The organism is Pseudaminobacter soli (ex Li et al. 2025) (assembly GCF_003012705.1).
GTDB classification, from domain to species: Bacteria; Pseudomonadota; Alphaproteobacteria; order Rhizobiales; family Rhizobiaceae; genus Pseudaminobacter; species Pseudaminobacter soli.
On the sequence record NZ_PXYL01000002.1, the window covers coordinates 289,024 to 307,053 of the forward strand.

General features: G+C 64.6%; 18 protein-coding genes. 13 read left to right on the plus strand and 5 right to left on the minus strand.

All coding sequences use genetic code 11. The annotated features are described in order from the left end of the window. Window position 1 precedes the first annotated feature (1 nt). The 3 genes from C7I85_RS04950 to C7I85_RS04960 all read right to left on the minus strand — a co-directional run bounded on the left by C7I85_RS04950 (window position 2) and on the right by C7I85_RS04960 (window position 3,559). The gene (locus C7I85_RS04950; protein ID WP_106722830.1) at window positions 2-1,546 is read right to left on the minus strand and encodes an L-aspartate oxidase; all 1,545 of its coding nucleotides are present in this window, start codon (window positions 1,544-1,546) and stop codon (window positions 2-4) included. After that, on the minus strand, window positions 1,543-2,517 hold the full coding sequence (nadA, locus tag C7I85_RS04955) for a quinolinate synthase NadA (RefSeq protein WP_106722831.1): 975 nt from the start codon (window positions 2,515-2,517) through the stop codon (window positions 1,543-1,545). Before nadA ends, C7I85_RS04950 begins: the two co-directional genes overlap by 4 nt. A gap of 85 nt (window positions 2,518-2,602) precedes the next feature. Continuing rightward, window positions 2,603-3,559, minus strand: a complete 957-nt coding sequence (locus C7I85_RS04960) for an NUDIX hydrolase (RefSeq protein WP_428832822.1) — start codon at window positions 3,557-3,559, stop codon at window positions 2,603-2,605. A 235-nt stretch (window positions 3,560-3,794) separates the two neighbouring features. Here C7I85_RS04960 and C7I85_RS04965 point away from each other — a divergent pair, with 235 nt between their 5' ends. The 5 genes from C7I85_RS04965 to C7I85_RS04985 all read left to right on the plus strand — a co-directional run bounded on the left by C7I85_RS04965 (window position 3,795) and on the right by C7I85_RS04985 (window position 8,913). Continuing rightward, a complete protein-coding gene (locus C7I85_RS04965) occupies window positions 3,795-4,949 on the plus strand; it encodes an ABC transporter ATP-binding protein (protein WP_106722832.1) in 1,155 nt (384 codons plus the stop codon). A 25-nt stretch (window positions 4,950-4,974) separates the two neighbouring features. Next, on the plus strand, window positions 4,975-6,114 hold the full coding sequence (locus C7I85_RS04970) for an extracellular solute-binding protein (protein ID WP_106722833.1): 1,140 nt from the start codon (window positions 4,975-4,977) through the stop codon (window positions 6,112-6,114). Between the two features lie 74 nt (window positions 6,115-6,188). Beyond that, window positions 6,189-7,010, plus strand: a complete 822-nt coding sequence (locus C7I85_RS04975; RefSeq protein ID WP_106722834.1) for an ABC transporter permease — start codon at window positions 6,189-6,191, stop codon at window positions 7,008-7,010. After that, on the plus strand, window positions 7,007-7,846 hold the full coding sequence (locus C7I85_RS04980; RefSeq protein WP_106722835.1) for an ABC transporter permease: 840 nt from the start codon (window positions 7,007-7,009) through the stop codon (window positions 7,844-7,846). The genes C7I85_RS04975 and C7I85_RS04980 overlap by 4 nt, the downstream gene beginning before the upstream one ends. Window positions 7,847-7,848: 2 nt before the next feature. Continuing rightward, the gene (locus C7I85_RS04985) at window positions 7,849-8,913 is read left to right on the plus strand and encodes a LacI family DNA-binding transcriptional regulator (protein ID WP_106723083.1); all 1,065 of its coding nucleotides are present in this window, start codon (window positions 7,849-7,851) and stop codon (window positions 8,911-8,913) included. 23 nt (window positions 8,914-8,936) lie between these two features. Here C7I85_RS04985 and C7I85_RS04990 read toward each other — a convergent pair whose 3' ends face one another. Then, window positions 8,937-9,509: an NADPH-dependent FMN reductase gene (locus C7I85_RS04990; protein ID WP_106723084.1), complete on the minus strand. Its 573-nt coding sequence runs from the start codon at window positions 9,507-9,509 to the stop codon at window positions 8,937-8,939. A gap of 158 nt (window positions 9,510-9,667) precedes the next feature. Continuing rightward, window positions 9,668-10,183, minus strand: a complete 516-nt coding sequence (locus C7I85_RS04995) for a MarR family winged helix-turn-helix transcriptional regulator (RefSeq protein ID WP_106722836.1) — start codon at window positions 10,181-10,183, stop codon at window positions 9,668-9,670. A gap of 230 nt (window positions 10,184-10,413) precedes the next feature. Between C7I85_RS04995 and C7I85_RS05000 the strand changes: the two genes are divergently transcribed. Genes C7I85_RS05000 through C7I85_RS05035 form a run of 8 tightly spaced genes read left to right on the plus strand, consistent with a single transcriptional unit; the run spans window position 10,414 to window position 18,022 of the window. Further along, window positions 10,414-11,442 carry an ABC transporter substrate-binding protein gene (locus tag C7I85_RS05000; protein ID WP_106722837.1) on the plus strand — a complete coding sequence of 343 codons (1,029 nt, stop codon included), beginning with the start codon at window positions 10,414-10,416 and terminating at the stop codon, window positions 11,440-11,442. A 58-nt stretch (window positions 11,443-11,500) separates the two neighbouring features. Continuing rightward, on the plus strand, window positions 11,501-12,592 hold the full coding sequence (locus C7I85_RS05005) for an ABC transporter ATP-binding protein (protein ID WP_106722838.1): 1,092 nt from the start codon (window positions 11,501-11,503) through the stop codon (window positions 12,590-12,592). Next, window positions 12,589-13,440, plus strand: coding sequence for an ABC transporter permease (locus C7I85_RS05010; RefSeq protein ID WP_106722839.1), 852 nt, complete (start codon window positions 12,589-12,591; stop codon window positions 13,438-13,440). Before C7I85_RS05005 ends, C7I85_RS05010 begins: the two co-directional genes overlap by 4 nt. Beyond that, the gene (locus tag C7I85_RS05015; RefSeq protein WP_106722840.1) at window positions 13,437-14,225 is read left to right on the plus strand and encodes an ABC transporter permease; all 789 of its coding nucleotides are present in this window, start codon (window positions 13,437-13,439) and stop codon (window positions 14,223-14,225) included. Before C7I85_RS05010 ends, C7I85_RS05015 begins: the two co-directional genes overlap by 4 nt. A 16-nt stretch (window positions 14,226-14,241) precedes the next feature. After that, window positions 14,242-15,063: a polysaccharide deacetylase family protein gene (locus C7I85_RS05020; RefSeq protein WP_106722841.1), complete on the plus strand. Its 822-nt coding sequence runs from the start codon at window positions 14,242-14,244 to the stop codon at window positions 15,061-15,063. Further along, the gene (locus C7I85_RS05025) at window positions 15,060-15,815 is read left to right on the plus strand and encodes an SDR family NAD(P)-dependent oxidoreductase (RefSeq protein ID WP_106722842.1); all 756 of its coding nucleotides are present in this window, start codon (window positions 15,060-15,062) and stop codon (window positions 15,813-15,815) included. The genes C7I85_RS05020 and C7I85_RS05025 overlap by 4 nt, the downstream gene beginning before the upstream one ends. 16 nt (window positions 15,816-15,831) lie before the next feature. Beyond that, window positions 15,832-16,590 (plus strand): SDR family NAD(P)-dependent oxidoreductase, encoded by a 759-nt coding sequence (locus C7I85_RS05030; protein ID WP_106722843.1) that lies wholly within the window; start codon window positions 15,832-15,834, stop codon window positions 16,588-16,590. A 25-nt stretch (window positions 16,591-16,615) separates the two neighbouring features. Next, the gene (locus C7I85_RS05035) at window positions 16,616-18,022 is read left to right on the plus strand and encodes an amidase (protein ID WP_106722844.1); all 1,407 of its coding nucleotides are present in this window, start codon (window positions 16,616-16,618) and stop codon (window positions 18,020-18,022) included. Window positions 18,023-18,030 lie beyond the last annotated feature (8 nt).

Genomic DNA, 18,030 nt, shown 5'->3' on the forward strand with positions numbered 1-18,030 from the left:
GTCAGGCGCTCCGGGCAATCGTGAGAGGAGTTGTCGAACCCGCTGCCTCGATGGCCTCGGCGAGCGTCAGGCGGGATCGGAGGGCAACGGCGCTGTGCGTGGGAAAATCGGTTCGGCTATGCGCGCCCCGGCTTTCCTCGCGGCGGAGTGCCGAGACCGTCATCATGAGCGCAACGGCCGCCGGGTCGGCGCTGGCGGAAATGCCGGTAGCAAGCGGCAGGAGGGCGGCTGCGGCGTCGTGCAGGCTGTCGCCGTCGCGAAGCACGCCCATTGCCGACGAGACGATATTTTGCGCCAGCGCGGGATCTGGGCGGGCCGGTATTGCGTCCACTCCATTTGCCGTGACCGGCCTTGTAGTCGTGGCTTTGATGCTTTCGGCCACCCAGCCCGCGGTCACGACAGCCTCGGTCAGCGAATTGCTGGCGAGGCGGTTCGCGCCGTGGAGCCCGGTCGACGCGACTTCTCCGCAGGCCCACAGGCCTGAAACTGTGCTGCGACCTTCGACGTCCACCGCGACCCCACCCATGTGATAGTGCGCCGCCGGCCGAACCGGGATCGGATCAGTCGCGGGGTCGATGCCAGCTTCTTGGCAGAAGGCGGCAATGGCCGGGAACCTCTCGGCAAAGGCTGAGCCGAGGCACGCGCGAGCGTCCAGAAAAACCCGGTGACCGCGCGCGAGGTGACGGTGGACGCCACGCGCCACGGCGTCGCGCGTAGCAAGTTCCGCGCCGGGCATGTCGGCCAGGAAGCGTCGGCCGGTTTCGTCGATGAGCAGGGCTCCTTCGCCGCGCACCGCTTCGCTGATCAGCCGCATTGGGCGACGGGATGTATCTAGCGCCGTGGGATGGAACTGGACGAATTCCAGATCGGCCAGTTCGGCCCCCGCGCGTGCGGCAAGCGCCAGCCCCTGGCCGAAACATCCGAGCGGGTTTGTGCTGTCGCGAAACAGGCCGCCTACGCCCCCGGTGGCCAGCACGACGCCGCGGCCGGTTTGCAGGACCACGTCGCCTGTCGCGCCGGCTGCCAGCACGCCCGCAATGGCACCATCCTCGACCAGCAGGCACCGGGCCTCCACGCCTTCAAGCACCGTGATCGACGGCGTGAGCCGGACCGCTGCGGAGAGTGCCCGCACGAGTTCGCGGCCAGTGGCGTCGCCTGCCGCATGCACGATGCGCCGGCGGCTGTGCGCGGCCTCGAGTCCCAGGCGCAACTTGCCGTCCTCCGAGCGGTCGAAGGCGACGCCGAAGCGCGCCAGCTTATCGATGGCGCCGGGCGCGGCCTCGACGATGCTCCTTACCACCTGCTCGTCGCAAAGCCCGTCGCCGGCAACCAGCGTATCGGCAAAATGAAGTTCGGGAGAATCATCGTCACCCAGGCTTGCCGCAAGCCCGCCTTGCGCCAGCGCACTCGATGCCTCGCCGCCAAGCGCTCCGGCCGTCAGCAGCACGACCGGCTCGGGCGCCAGCTCCAGCGCGGTCATCAGGCCGGCAATGCCGGCGCCGATGATGACGGGCCGCCCCTCAAGATCGCGGACGTCGATGATCATACCGCAAGCATCCTCTCGACGGCGAGGCGCGCACGAACCGCGAGATCCGGATCGATGGTCACGGCGTGGCGATTTTCCTCGAGTGCGGCGCGAATGTTGCCAAGCGTGATCCGCTTCATGTGCGGGCAGAGGTTGCAGGGGCGGATGAACTCGATGTCCGGGTAGCCAACCGAGACATTGTCGCTCATCGAGCATTCGGTGATGAGCACGACCCGCGCCGGCTTTTCCCGGCCGACATAGTCGGACATGGCCGCCGTCGAGCCGGCGAAGTCGGCTTCGGCGACCACTTCCGGCGGGCACTCGGGGTGGGCAAGCACGGTGACGCCGGGATGGGCTTCGCGCAGTTCCCTGATGTCGGCTGGGGTGAAGCGCTCATGCACCTCGCAATGGCCCTTCCAGGCGATGATCTCGACATCCGTCTGGGCCGCAATGTTCTGGGCCAGATATTCGTCGGGCAGCATGATGACGCGCGGCACGCCGAGCGACTCGACCACCGCCTTCGCGTTGCCCGAGGTGCAGCAGATGTCTGACTCTGCTTTCACCGCAGCCGAGGTGTTGACGTAGGTCACGACCGGCACGCCCGGATAACGCTGACGCATCAGGCGGACGTCCTCGGGCGTGATCGAATCCGCCAGCGAGCAGCCTGCGCCCATATCGGGGATCAGCACCGTCTTCTCGGGGTTGAGCAGCTTTGCGGTCTCGGCCATGAAATGCACGCCGGCAAGCACGATGGCCTCGGCCTCCACCTCCATCGCCTTGCGAGCCAGCGCCAGGCTGTCGCCGACGATGTCGGCCACGCAGTGGAAGATTTCCGGGGTTTGGTAGTTGTGCGCCAGAATGACGGCGTTTCGCTCGCGCTTCAGCCGTAGGATCGCGTCGATATCGGCCGCGAACACCGGCCATTCGATGGCCGGAATGACCTTTTCGACCCGGCTGTAGAGCGAGGCGGCGGAGGGGGAGGTGCCAGACATGGGCTTTGATCCTTATTATGCTCGGATTGAGTATAATAAGGATATGCTTATCATGAGCATAAGCCCCTTTCAAGCTTCGATTTTGCTATTTGGTGCCGGCCACCGGGTGTTCGTCGAGAACGGCGTGGCGAAACTGGAACAGTTTGGCCGGCCGGCCACCGGTTTCCGAGGACATCTGTCCGGTTTCCTCGACCAGTTCCTGCTGTTCGATCAGGCGACGAAAATTCTGTTTGTGCACGGTGACCCCGGCCAGCGCTTCGACGGTGCGCTGCAGCTGCAGCAGCGTGAAGGCGGGCGGCATGAGTTCGAACACGACCGGGCGGTATTTGATCTTGGTCCTGAGCCTGGCGATGCCGGTTGCAAGGATGCGCCGGTGGTCGCCTTGCATGGCCCGTCCGGGAACAAGTTGCGCGCCAGCCGCCCCGTTCCTGCGCGCCCCTTCCTCGACAAGGCCGGCTTCGTAGAGCAGCTCGTAGCGCTGAAGGGTCAGCTCTTCGTTCCAGTTTTGGTCGTCGAAGCCGAAGCACACGATGGCGCGCTGCCAACGCTGCCGACGCTTCTCCTCGCGCGCCGCTTCATTGGCCCATTGACGCAATGCGGGTTCGATGACGTCGGTGATCACCGGCGGCGCGCCGTAGCGATGGTCCTCCCAGGGGAAGAACTCGTACCAGTTCCGCCAGCTTCCGGACGATGTTGCGCGCGAGGGCTCCTCGCGCGTGAGGCCCAGATAGCTGATCGAGATCACCCGCCGCTCCGGGTCCTCGCCGCTGCGATCGCGATCTGCGAAGGTGTAGAGTTGTTCGATATATCCGAGCGGGTGGCCGGTCTGTTGCTCGACCCAGTCGCGCAGGCCGGATTGCAGCGAGCGATGGCTGGATTCGAGCGGCCCAGAGGGCAGGGCTGCTGCGGCGCCGATCGTCAGCACGACAGGGTTGCCGTTGGGCACTGCAACGAGCACTGCAGTCAGTTCCACCTGCGCGCCGTGATCGTGGTGGCCTACGACCGCTATCTCATTCAGCCTGGCAGATTTTTTCTCTTGCATTTTCAGCCGGTTGTTCGGGACCCCTGGACGTAGCGTTCGACGACGCAACCGAACGTGGACCCGCCGCGCCCTAGCTATTCGCTATTAAGCACATAAGCGGCGTGACATCCATCTCGATGTGCCTGAGAGCGTTCCGTGCCCTCCGTCATCAGCCCGTTATGAAAGACCCCTATCAGCATAGCAAACGCGCAGGGCAATTCCACATTGCTTTGCACAGCTGTGCAACAGGTTGGACATGAACGACGAAGCCTTTCTCGATATCGCTGGGGTAAGCGCCGGCTATGGCCGGACGCCGGTTCTGAAGGGGCTGGATCTTTCCATCCGAAAGGGCGAGTTCGTCGCGCTTCTGGGCTCGTCGGGCTGCGGCAAGACCACGCTTCTGAGGGCGATTGCCGGCTTCGTTCAGCCGAGCGGCGGCGCCATCAGCGTTGCCGGCCGGAACGTGACGAACCTGCCGCCGGATAAGCGCGGCATGGCGCTTGTGTTCCAGTCCTATGCGCTGTGGCCGCATATGACGGTCGCGCAGAACATTGGCTACGGGCTCAAGCTGCAGCGTAAGCCGCGGGGCGAGATTGCGGGCCGCGTCGATGAAATGGAAGCGCTGCTGGGCTTATCGGGGCTCGGCGCACGCAAGCCGGGCGAATTGTCGGGTGGCCAGCGCCAGCGCGTCGCGCTCGGTCGTGCACTCGCCATCGATCCACAAATCCTGTTGCTGGACGAACCGCTCTCCAATCTCGACGCGCGCATCCGGCTGCAGGTGCGCCACGAGATACGTTCGCTCCAGCAGCGGCTCGGCATCACTGCAGTCCACGTCACCCACGATCGCGAGGAGGCCATGGTAATGGCCGACCGCATCGTCATCATGAATGCCGGCCGCATCGCTCAGCAGGGCACGCCGGAGGAGGTCTACAACCGGCCGGCCTCGTCCTTCGTCGCCGCCTTCATGGGCGCGGAAAACCGGCTGGTGCTGACAGGACACGCCGAAGCCTCCCGTTTCGGGATACTGGAAGGCAGCGATAATGCCGGCTGCCTGGTGCCGCTGGACGGGCGCCCGCTTGCGAGCGGCAGCGTCGAGGCCCGTTTCCGCGCCGAGGCCGTGGAACTGTTGCCTGCGAAGAGCCGGGAGAACCCCTCCGAGGCCGTTCTTGAACTCGCAGGGCGGGTAGTCACCGTCAGCTATCCCGGCGGTCTGTGGCGGCACGCCATCAAGGTCGGCACGGCGGAAATCCTGGTCGATGCACCACGCGCCTTTTCACCGGGTGAGGCGGTGAAGGTCCGCATACCGCACCAGGTCCTGTTCCTCTTCAATTCCCGGGAGGCGTCGCCGCCCCCGAAACCCGTTTCCCGGAGCGGCGTGGAAAGCCGCTTCCTGGAAGTATCCGAAGCCTGACTTCTTCAACCGGAGATTTCTACCTATGAAGACCCTTCTGCAAGCGACGACGCTGGCGCTCGCCCTTGGCGTGATGCCGGCCTCCGCCGCCGAACTGACGGTGGTGACCGCAGGCGACCAGAACATGGTCGACTACATCAACGAATATCTGGGACCGCTTTTCGAGAAGCAATATCCGGGCAATACCGTCCGCGCCGTCGGCACGGGCCCAGGCGATGCCGGCTCCCAGAAGATCACCGAGCGCTTCGAGGCGCAGGCCAAGGCCGGCTCCGAGAAGTGGGACACGGACGTTGCCGTGGTGCATGAGAAGTTCGCCGGCCCGATGGTCCAGGCCGGCTATCTCGAGGCCTATCGCCCGAACATCGAGACCGGCAAGCTGGTGACGCGCGCCAATGCCGACATGGCGCTTGGCACCAAAGTCAGCGGCTATGTCATGCCGATGTTCAACAGCCAGACCGCGCTCGCCTACAATCCGGCTCTCGTCGCCAATCCGCCGAAGAGCTACGAGGAACTGGTAGCCTGGGCCAAGGAGCATCCGAAGCAGTTCGGCTACAACGGCATCAAGGGTGGCGCCTCTGGCGTCAGCTTCGTCATGGGCTGGATCTACGCTTTCGGCGGCAGCGACGCCGCCAAGCTGATGAACGGCCCCTTCGAAGAGGCCGAGATCAAGAAGTGGGACGGCGCCTTCGCCAGCCTGAAGGAGTTCACTCAGAACGCGACGCTCACCCCCGGCAATGCCGGCACGCTCGACCTTTTGAGCCGCGGCGAAATCGCCATCGGCCCGGTGTGGGTGGACATGTTCTATTCCTGGCAGGCTGATGGCCGCATGCCGCCGGAAATCAAGCTCGTGCTCCCGGCCCCCGGCATGCCCGGCCAGCCGATGCACTATGTGATCCCGGCCAAGGCCGCCAACAAGGATCTTGCCGAGAAGTTCGTGGCGCTCGCCACCAGCCCGAAGGTGCAGGGCGAAGGCATCGTCAAGCGCTTCAACTGGTATCCGGGCATCGACGCCAAGTACGTCCAGCCCGAACTCGACGAAGCGTCCTGGAACAAGCTCTTCACCGACATCGAGCCGGAAGACCTGGCGGCCAAAGGCAAGACCTTCCCGATCGCGCCCTACAACAACGCGATCCTGGAAGCCTACGAACGCCAGGCCGCCAACTAAGGCTTAGGCTTTACATCTCCCGGCCCGGCTCCTCGTGCGAGGGGCCGGGTCCATCCACTATCAGGTACCCGTCGATGTCGAAGCGCCTGCTCGGTCTGATCCTTGTCCTGCCCGCCCTTGCGGTCATCGTGCTGCTGTTTCTCGTGCCGCTGGCTGCTTCGGTCGTCGGCGCGTTCGTGGCCGATGGGCGCTACGGGCTTGCCAATTTCGAGAAGGCATTTGCGCTTTACACGCAGGACATCATCTTCACGGTGGTGATCGTCTCTTTCTCGACCTTCATCATCGGTGCGCTGTCGACGGCCATAGCCGGCTATCTGACGCTCGGCGAAAATCCGCGCGCGGTCGCCATCCTGCGCTGGCTTTACCGCTGGCCGATGTTCATTCCCTTCATCGTGGTCGGCCAGGTGCTGCGCACCTTTCTCGCCAAGAACGGCCTGATGAACAATATGCTGATCGGCGCCGGACTCATTACGCCGATGCAGGCGAGCGGCATGCTGGACTGGCGCGGCATCGTTATCGCCTTCGTCTGGAAGCAGACGCCCTTCGTCACGCTGCTGCTTGCTGGCGCCATGGCCTCGCTTGACCGTGGCACCATCGAGGCCGCGCGCAACCTCGGCGCCTCGCGCCTGCGCATCCTGCTGGAGATCGTGCTACCGCAGGTCGCTACCACTCTGGTCGTCGGGCTCATTCTGTCGTTCGTGACGATGATGTCCGTGCTGTCCGTGCCGCTGATGATCAATGCGCAGTCGCCGACCATGATCACCGCCGATATCGCCTTCCGCATCAACGCCTATGGCGATTATGGCGTCGCCAATGCGCTCGGCCTGATCTCGCTCGGCGTGACGGCCTGCGTCGCCTGGATTTATCTGCGCCAGACCATGAAGGAGCGGGCATGACCGCGTTGACCCATTCCGCGCCTTCGCGGCTGCGTTTCGACCTCTGGTGGCTCCCGCGCGGCATCCTGCTCGGGCTGCTGGCCTTTGCAATCTTCGGACCTCTCGCCAACCTTCTTTTGTGGGCTGTAACCGAGCGCTGGTATTTCCCGCATACGCTGCCGCTGGAATACGGCTTCAGCTTCTGGGCGCGCGTGTTCTCGCCACGCGGCAATGCGATGGAATCGCTGACCAACAGCGTCATTGTCGCCATCCTCGCGGTCGCGGTTTCGCTCGCGCTGGCAATCCCTGCCGGCTATGCGCTGGCGCGGCTGAAGCTGCCGCTGCGCGGGCTGATCCTACTCGTCTTCATGATCCCGCAGGCGTTCCCGAACCTGCCAGTCTACGTCAACGTCGCTCGGCTGTTCTATGAGATCGGCCTCAACGGCACCATTGCCGGCGTCGTGCTTGTCCATGTCACCCACGGTCTCGTCTTCGCTGTCTGGATCGCCACGGCGGCCTTTGCTGCCATCGATGTCGAGCTCGAGCAGGCCGCGCGCTCCATCGGCGCTGGGCCGCTGCAAACTTTTCGCGACGTGACGCTGCCGCTTGCCATGCCGGGCCTGATGGCCAGCGCCATCTTCGTCTTTCTGGAGTCGCTGGACGAATTCACTGGCAGCTATTTCGTCGGTGCGCCGGACGTGAACATGCTGCCGCTGCTGCTCTACAATGCGGGTGCGGGCGGCAATTACCAGGTCGCATCCATTACCGCGCTGTTGCTTCTCATCCCCTCGGTCGGTTTCATGCTGGTCGTGGAGCGATTCCTGAAGGCCGACGTGCTTTCCAGGGTCGGACGGTGATGATGAAGAAAACCAAACCCGAGGAACTCACCGAGCGCCAAAAACCCGGCTTCGTCAGCGCCTTGCAGGTTGCGCAGCGGGCGGGCGTATCGCGCTCGGCCGTGTCGCGCACCTTCACGCCTGGCGCCAGCGTGTCGCCTGAAACCCGCGAGAAGGTAATGCGGGCCGCCGAAGAGCTGGGCTATCAGGTCAACGACCTCGCGCGCGGGCTGCTTGCCAATGCCAGTCGCCTCGTCGGCCTAGTGGTTACCAAGCCGGAAGTCGGTTTCCGAGCCCAGCTGATGGCCTCTCTTTCGCGTGCGCTGATCCGGCGAGGCAGCGTGCCGATCATCATCGATACCGGCCAGACGGAGCCGGAACTGGCCGCTGCCCGCACAGCTTTGTTCGGTCACCGCGCCGAAGCTACCATCATCCTATCGGGCTCGCCGCCGTCGTCCTTCGTCGACCTCGCGCGCTGCAACGGCCAGCCGCTGATCGTCATTGGGCGCTCGGAACCGGAGTGCGACCATATTCGCACCGACAATGCGGGCGCTGCGCGCGACGCGGCTGCCCGCTTCGTTGCCAGCGGCTTCAGAAGGCTTGGATTGGCCGGCTCCGCGTCGGGCACGCCAAGCATCGTCGAGCGCGAAGATGCTTTCCGCGCTGAAGCTGTGCGCCTTGGCGCCGAGGTCATCTTCGAGCGGGGCGGGGATTCGGATTATGCCGGCGGCCGGGAGGTGGCGCAGCGTTTGCTGAAGCGGTCGGATCGCCCTGAGGCGATCTTCTGCGTCAACGACCTGATCGCCTTCGGACTGATGGACGATGCGCGCCACGAACTCGGCCTGTCGCTGCCTCAGGATCTCTCGGTCATCGGCTTCGATGACGTACCGGAGGCGGCGTGGGATGCCTACAACCTCACCACCTTCAGGCAGAACCCGGACCTCTTGGCGGCCAAGGCGATGGAGCTGCTCGATCGGCGCCAGGGCAACCCGCAACTGCCGCCGATGGTGACGAAATTGGCCGCACCGCTGGTAGTCCGGCAAAGCGCTGAACTTGCAGAGAACTCCTCCGCTGACGGCGAACGATAGTCGGCCGCTAACGCCAGCGGCCGTCACGTCCCTTTCGGCAAGGCCATATAGACGCGTGTGATGAAGGCCTCGAACTCGGTCATGTAGTTGCGCAGGAATTCTTCCACGGTGGGGTCGGTCACCTCGCCGTCGTCCGTGATGAGGCCGGGCCGGAACTGGATATAGGCCTCTGGTGCGTTCATCTGCGGCGAGTTGCAGAAGCCGAGCACGCTGCGCAGGCTCTGCTGCGCAATCGCTGTTCCGATTGCGCCCGGCGAGGTGCCGATGACAGCCGAAGGCTTGCGCGTGAACGAATTGCTGCCATAGGGGCGGCTGGCCCAGTCTATGGCGTTCTTCAGGGCGCCGGGGATCGACCTGTTGTATTCCGGCGTTACGAACAGCACCGCATCGACAGCGGCGATTGCCGCCTTGAATGCCTTGGCGACCGGCGGGAAATCCGCGTCGTAGTCATAGCTGTAAAGCGGCAGTTCCCGGAAGGAAATCTCGTCCATTTCCAACTCTGGCGGAGCAAGACGCACCAGAGCTTTTGCCAATTTGCGATTGATTGATGCCGTTGCGAGGCTGCCGATAAGGTAGCCGACCTTGTGTTTCGTCATGGAACGCTCCATTGCGCCGCCTGCGGCGGCAGACTGCCCTCAAGAAGATATCTTGGGCACGAGAAGCGTTTGTCATCCTGCAAATTGGGCCGTGGTGCGAAGCGCGGCACCTTGCCTACAGCAGCCAGATATTTTGCGGCCGCCCCTTCGTAGGCGGATCAGCGTTCCGATGCCGCAATCAGCATCGCCAGTGTCGCGGCGGTCTGTTCCTGATTTTCTGCAGACAGCACTGACACCAGCTTCCGTTCCGTCTCGGCATGGTCCCCCATGGCCGCGTCGGCAATCCGCAAGCCTTCTTCCGTCAACTCGACGATCACCCCACGGCCGTCGCGCTCGTCGGCCATGCGGCGGATGAGCCCGTCCTCTTCCATGCGCCGTAGCAGATTCGACAAACCGCCGGAGGACAGAAGCAGTGTCTCCAAGAGTTCGCCGGGCGACATGCGGTAGGGGCTTCCCACCACGCGCAGGGTGGCAAGCACCGCATAGACCGGATATTTCAGCCCGTGACGCGCAAGCGTCCGGTCGACGGCGCGCAGGATGACATCGTGCAGATGAAGAATGCGCCCGACCACCGCCTTGCCCGAGCAGTCGATGTCGGGCCGCTCCTGGCGCCATTGCGCCATGCCGCGCGCAACCCGATCGTTGGCCCAGATTTCGGCATTTTCAGCTTTCATTGCTTCTCCGGCAGGCTTCTTCGGCATCGGGATCACCCTAGTCCGAGTTGGGAGCTATGCAACATGGCTACTCCGCGAGGGTGTTTTGCGCAATCTATCTTTCATCTTTCTTTCTTGAAAGATATTTTCTTCCATGTTACGCCGCTTGCCCAGCGCAAGGCACGAAGGCCGCGCTAGCCGATGGACGACAAGAGTCGCGATGCCGGCACCTCACACCGATGGGAGCGAAGATGAAGATCACCACCCGCATTGCCAAAGCCACAGCGCTTGCCGGCGCGATGCTGTTGCCGGCCGCGGCAAGCGCCGAGGAACTGGTCGTCGGCGCCTTCGGCGGCTCCTTCGCCGAAAATGCCAAGGCCTGCTATGTCGAGCCCTTCGAGAAGGCGACCGGCGCGACGGTCACGCTGAAGCTGGCAAACTCCTCGCAGCACGCCGCCGCCGTGCGCGCCACGGCTGGTGAGTCCGACATGGACGTCATCTTCATGGACGACGCCTTTGCCGCCCAGCTCAAGAACGAGGGCCTGACCGAGAAGCTCGACCGCTCCAAGCTGACCCATGCCGACGAGATCGTGCCCGACGCCTGGGGCGCGGACGATGCCTATGTCGTGGCAATGCTGAGCGCGACCACCATCGTCTACAACCCGCAGACGGTGACCACGCCGCCGACCTCGTGGAAGGACCTGTTCGATCCGAAATATGCCGGCCGGGTCACCATCGGCGACATTTCCGGCACCACCGGTTGGCAGTTCCTGATGGCGGTCAACAAGATGGAAGGCGGCTCGCTCGACGACATCACGCCCGGCCTGAAGGCCATCAAGCCGCTGGCCGAGAATTCGGTAGTGCTCTACACGCAGGCCGACCAGGTTGTGTCGCTGTTCGAACGCGGCGAGGTGGACATCGCCGTCTGGTATCCGGACCGTGCCGGCGTCGCCGCGCAGAAGGGCCTGCCGGTGGCGGTTGCCTATCCGCAGGAAGGCGCCGTCGCCATCAAGCCCAGCGTGGTCATGCCCAAGGGCACGCAGAGGAGCGATCTCGCGCTGAAGTTCATCGATCAGGTGCTGTCGGCCGAGAGCCAGAAGTGCTTCTCGGAGGCCGCCTTCATCGGTTCGGTCAACAAGGACGTGAAGCTCTCGGACGAAGTTTCGAAGATCGTCCCGACCGACGAGGTCGTCAAAAAGCTCCTGTTCCTGGACCCCAACACCATGTCGCAGAAGCTGCCCGAGTGGACGCGCCAGTGGCAGCGCGAAGTCGCGCGCTGACAAGCTTTGACCGGCGGCGGGCAATAGAAGCGCTCGCCGCGGATTCCCGAGGTAGATCGTGAGCAGCCTGAAACTCGACCATCTCTCGAAGCACTATGGCGAGGCCGTCATCGTGCGCGACCTCTCGCTGGAGATCGCCAATGGCGAGTTCGTGTCGCTGCTAGGCCCCTCCGGCTGCGGCAAGACGACGGTGCTGCGCATGGTCGCCGGGCTGATTGCGCCGACGGGCGGCAAGATCACCATCGGCGAGCGCGAAATCACCGTTCTGCCGCCGAATAAGCGGCGGATCGGTCTTGTGTTCCAGTCCTATGCGCTGTTCCCGCATCTCACCGTGTTCGAGAACGTCGCCTTCGGCCTGCGCAGGCAGGGTGTGAAGGGCAGCGAGCTTGAAAAGCGCGTGAAGGACGCACTGGCTCTGGTGCGGCTGGATGCCTTCGGCGATCGCTATCCGCGCCAGATGTCCGGCGGCCAGCAGCAGCGCGTCGCTATGGCGCGCGCGATCGCGCCGCGCCCCGATGTGCTTCTGTTCGACGAGCCGCTGTCGAACCTCGACGCCAAGCTGCGCGACGAGATGCAGATCGAGCTGAAGCGCCTGCAGCGAGAACTCGGCATCACCACGCTTTTCGTCACGCACGACCAGGCCGAGGCGCTGTCGCTTTCGGATCGTGTGTGCGTCATGGCCCATGGTAATATCGAGCAGTTCGCCGCACCTGAGGACATTTATCATCGCCCCGCGACTGCCTTCGTGGCGAGCTTCATCGGCAAGCCCAACCGGCTTGCCGGCAAAGTCGCGAGCCGCAACGGGGCAGGGGGCACGGTCGAGATCGGCGGCGGGGTGACGCTGAACGCCGACCGGCTGGATGTCGCCACTGGTGGCGAGGTCGAGCTGTTCCTGCGGCAGGAGGCGATCGAGCTGCGCACGACGCCTACCGAAGGGCCGGTCAACTCCATTCCCGGCACGGTGCAGCTGCGCTCCTTCTCGGGCGCGCATGTCCAATACGTCGTGCGCATCGGCGCCAACACCGAAATCGTCGTCGAGGCGCCTTCGAGTGGTGCTGCGAGCAACCTCGAGAAGGACGCTTCTGTCTACCTCGCCGTCGCGCCGGCCAATGTCTTCGCGCTTGCCGCCGCCGAGGGAGCGCGCTCGTGAGCAACTGGAAAGCGGGCGTTCTGCTTTTTGGGCCGCTGGCGCTTTTGCTGATCGGCGTTTTTCTGGTGCCGGTGCTGCTGCTGGCGCCGACCAGCTTTCACGAATATGCGCCCGGTGTAGGCATCGTCGCCAATTCCTGGACGCTCGAGAACTACGCCCGCATCGTCACCGACGACTACTATCGCGAGGTGGTGTGGCGCACGCTCTATCTGGGGCTCGGCGTCACAGTCTCGTGCCTGCTGCTTGGCTATCCGGTGGCCTATCTCATCGTGCGCGGGCCGGCGCGGCTGCGCCTGCCGCTGACGCTGCTGGTCATCTTCCCGCTGATGCTCAATCTCGTCGTGCGTTCCTTCGGCTGGATCGCGCTCCTGTCCAATCGCGGGCTGGTCAACAATTTTCTGATCCAGACCGGGCTGATCGGCGCGCCGCTGAAGCTGATGTTTAACCTCACCGGCCTGATGATCGGCATGACCCACATCTACCTACCCTTCATGGTGCTGATGCTGGTGGCAGCGCTGCAGAACGTGCCGCGCGATGTCGAGGCGGCCGCGGCCACGCTCGGCTCCAGCCGTAGCCATGTCTTCACCTCGGTGACGCTGCCGCTGACGGCGCCGGGCATCATCTCCGGCTCGATCCTGGTCTTCGTGCTCACCATCAGCGCGCTGGTCACGCCGCGCATGCTGGGTGGGCCGACCTACAAGGTCATGGCGACGCTGATCTACGACGAATACATGCAGCTTCTGGATTGGCCGAGCGGCTCGGCGCTGTCGTTCTCGCTGACGGTCATCGCCATTGCCATCATCTGGGCTTCCAGCCGCATCACCAAACGCTGGGCGGGCATGGCATGAACGAGAGCAAACCCGGTCTCACCATCACCTCGATTGCGCTGCTGGTCATATTGTTCCTACAGCTGCCGGTCATCGTCGTGGTGCTCGCGGCCTTCAGCAGCACCTCCTACCTGACGATCCCGCCGCAGGGGCTGACCCTGAAATGGTTCGCCAAGGTATTGAGCGATCCCGTCTATCTCGACGCGATCCGCATCAGCCTGACGTTGGCGGTCGGCTCGACGGTCGTCTCGCTGGTGCTCGGCGTGGCGGCGGCCTATGCGCTGTTCAAGCGCATGCTGCCGGGCACTGAAGCGCTGACCTCGTTCCTGATGGCGCCGCTGATCCTGCCTTCGGTCGTGATCGGCGTGGCGTTGTTGCAGTATTACAGCCTGATCGGCTGGCGCGGCAGCTTCGCGGCGCTGCTTCTGGCGCATGTCATCATCACCGTGCCCTATATCGTGCGCTCTGCGCTCGCCAGCCTCGCTGGCGTCGACATGTCGGTGGAGGAGGCTGCGCGCGTTCTGGGGGCCAATGGCTTCACTGCCTTCCGGCTGGTGACGCTGCCGCTGATCAAGCCCGGCCTCGTCGCCGGAGCGCTGTTTGCCTTCGTGACGTCGATGGAGAACGTTCCGGTCACCATCTTCGTCGCCAGCGCCAAGCAGACGACGCTGCCGATCCTCATCTTCTCCTCGGTGGAAATGGGCGTCGACCCCAGCATCGCCGCGGTTTCGACGCTGCTAATCGTCGCCACGGTTTTCGTGCTGTGGCTGGCCGAGCGCTGGACCGGTTTCCACCGCTTCATCTGACAATGCGAGTACCGACATGAGCTTGACCAGCAAGGGCTTTCCGCTGTTCCTCACCTTTGATCTCGACGCTGAGACGATGTGGACGGCGCGCGACCCGTCCTATGCCTCCCGGCCGATCCTGATGTCGCAGGGCGCCTATGGCTGGAAGGTCGGCACCGGCCGCGTGCTGGAACTGCTAGCGCGCTACGGCGTCACCTCCACCTTCTTCGTGCCCGGTTTGGTCATCGACCAGCGCCCCGAGCTGATGGAGCAGATCCTCAAGGCCGGACACGAGATCGCGCATCACAGCTACAGCCACGCCTGGATTCTCAGCCTCACGCCCGAGCAGGAGCGCGAGGAGATGGAGAAGGGCATCGAGGCGATCCAGCGAGTGACCGGCCGCAAGCCGCGCGGCTGGCGCTCGCCGGCGGCCGAGATCAGCGCCGTTACCATGCCGATGCTGGTGGAATACGGCTTCGACTATTCCTCCAACTTCTTCGACGACGACTCGCCCTATCTGCACACAGTGGAAGGCAAGAAGACCGACATCGTCGAGCTGCCCTTCCGCTGGGTGCTCGATGACGCGCCGTTCTTCCAGTATTCCATTGTATTGCCTGGCCGCACCATGCAGGCGCCCTCGGCGGTCGCCGAGGTGTGGAGGTCGGAGTTCGACACGCTCTATGCCGAAGGCCGCATGATGATGGTGGGGATGCATCCCCAGCTCATCGGCCAGCCCTCGCGGCTGAAGGCGCTGGAAGCGCTGATCGAGCATGCGCTGAGCCACCCCAATGTCTGGATCGGCCGCTGCGACGAGATCGTCGACGATATGCGCCCGAAGCTGAAGGCGGCCGGACTGTGAGCCAGGATTTTGCCGGCCGCCGCATCGTTGTTACGGGAGCGGCCCAGGGCATCGGGCTTGCGACCGTGGAACGCTTCTTGGCAGCGGGTGCGAAAGTCGGCTGCCTTGATCGAGATGGGCAGGCGCTGGCTGTCTTGGCTGAGCGTTTCGATACCGAAACCATCCACACTGCGGTTTGTGACGTAGCCGTTTCGATCGAGGTGGCGCAGGCCATTGAAGCCTGCGCAACCGAGCTGGGCGGCCTGGATGGCGTGGTCAATTCGGCCGGTGTCGATCTCGTGAGCCCGATCGAGAAGATGAACGACGAGGCCTGGGCGCGCATCATGGCCGTCAATCTCAACGGCCCGATGCATGTCTGCCGCGCGGCGTTCCCACACCTTCGCGCGGCCGGCGGCGGCACCATCGTCAACGTTTCGTCCGGCGCGGGGCTACAGCCGCTGCGCCATCGCAGCGCCTATTCGGCCTCCAAGGCCGCGTTGCAGATGTTTTCCAAATCGCTTTCCATGGAAGCGGCCGAGTTCGGCATCCGCGTCAACACGGTGTGCCCAGGTGCTGTGGAAACGGCGCTGCTGCATTCCAGCATCACCGAGGACGCCGAGGCAGCCCTTGTCGCCATCCGCAACCGCTATGTGCTCGGCCGCATCGCCTCGCCGGACGAGATCGCAGCGGCAATCTTCTGGCTGTCGGGATCGGAGTCGTCCTACGTCACCGGCACGGCCATGGCTGTCGACGGCGGCCGTACTTTCCATTGATTTGGAGAACTGAGCCATGAGCGTAGCGACAGGTCGTTTCGAAGGAAAACTTGCCATGGTCACCGGCGCCGGCAACGGCATCGGCGCGGCGACGGCCCGGCGCTTCGTCGCGGAAGGCGCGCGCGTAGCGGCGATCGACCTTGATGCCGCCGGCTTGGCCGAAGGCCTCGGCGACCTGCCGCAGGACCGCGTGCTGACGATGGCCGGTGACTGCACCGACATCGCCGTGCTGGAAGTCTTCCATGCGGCGGCGACGAAAGAATTCGGCCCGGTCGACATCCTCTTCAACAATGTCGGCCAGAGCGGCCGTGAGCGCTCCGCACCCTTCCACGCCTCCCACGAAGAGGTCTGGCGCTTCGTGTTCGAAGTTTCGCTGTTCAGCACCATGCGGCTGTCGCGCCTCGTTGCGCCCGCAATGCGCGAGCGCGGCGGGCGCATCGTCAATATGTCGAGCGATGCCGCCTTCGTCGGCGATGCCGGGCTGGTCGACTACGCCACGGCCAAGATGGGCATTGTCGGCTTCACCCGCTCGCTGGCGCGCGAGCTTGCGCCGCATGGCGTCACCGTGAATGCGGTCGCGCCCGGCGCCATCCGCACCCGCGCGCATGACAAGATGCCGGTGGAGGTGCTGGACCGCATCAAGGCGGCGACACCAGCCGGCTTCGTCGGCGAGCCGGAAGACGTGGCTGGCGTGGTTTGCTTTCTCGCCAGCCAGGACGCCCGCTTCATCACCGGCCAGACGCTGCTGATCGACGGCGGCCGCTGGATGATCTGACCGAATTTTCCCGCCGGAGGCCGCCATGACCGAGATCGCCGAACTGTCCGCTGTAGCCTTGGCCGCCGCGATCCGCGCGAAGGAGATTTCGCCGGTCGAGGCAGTGGAGGCGGCCTTCGCGCGCATCGAGGAACGCGCCGACCTCAACGCCTTCATGGCGCTGGCGCATGAGCGCGCCCGCGCCGAGGCCAAGGTGGCCGAAGCTGCAGTTGTGCGCGGCGGCGAGCTTGGCGCGCTGCACGGCCTGCCGTTTTCGATAAAAGACCTGACCACCACCGAGGGCGTTGCCACCACGCAAGGCTCGGCGCTTTATGCGAACCAGGTGCCGGTGGCGGATGCGGTGGGCGTGGCCCGTGCGCGGGGTGCAGGCGCCATAGTCATCGGCAAGACGACGACGCCGGAATTCGGGCACAAGCCCTTTACGGAAGGCCCGTTCTTCGGCCGCACGCTCAACCCCTGGAACAAGGACTTTACCTGCGGTGGTTCGAGCGGTGGCGCGGCCGTAGCAGTCGCGGCCGGCATGGGGCCGCTGGCGCTCGGCACCGATGGCGGCGGCTCGATCCGTATTCCTGCCGCCTGCTGCGGCGTTGTGGGGCTCAAGGCGACGCTTGGCGTCATCCCCAATTTGCAGGCGCCCGATCTGTTCGGTGCGAATTCCTATGTGGGGCCGATGGCGCGCAACGTCGCCGATACGGCGATGATGTTCAACGTGTTGGCAGGACCCGACCGCCGCGACCCGTTCGGGCAGGCAACACCCGCGCCGGTCGAGCGCGATATTGGCGAGCCGGTGCGCGTCGGTTTCCTGCTGAAGTGCGGCAACGTGCTCGATCCGGAGGTCGAGGCCTCGACGGTAGAAGCCATGCGCAAGGCCGAAGCGCTGGGCATGAAGGTCGAGCTCATCGAGCTCGATTTCGTCTCGATGGAAGAGCCATTCCTGGTCGTGCTGCGCTCACTGCTCTGGGCCCGCGTCGGCAAGGCGATGGAAAAGACCCCCGGAAAGCTCGACCCGACGCTGATCGAGACCATCAGGGCCGGCATGAACTACTCGGCGGCCGATCTCTGCGAAGCGCAGTTCGCCCGCACCGCCTGCTTTGCCAAAGTGCAGGAGGTGTTCGAGCGCTGCGACGTCATCGCCTCGCCGACGCTGTCGGCTCCCGCGCTGCCGGTCGGGCTCGACCCGCTGGGCCGCGTCGAGATCGCCGGCCGGGACGCCGGCACCATTCGCGGCGCGTGGTATCCCTACACCTTCCCATTCAACCTGACGGGGCACCCGGCGCTGTCCATCCCGTCCGGGCTTTCGCCCGCCGGCTTGCCGATCGGCCTCCAACTGGTCGGGCGCTGGCACGAGGACCGCTTCTTGCTTGATTGTGCGGCGAAGCTGGAAGAGGCGATCGGCTTTTCTGCCGCCCATCCGCTGCCAAAGGTGGCCTGAGCCTCAAA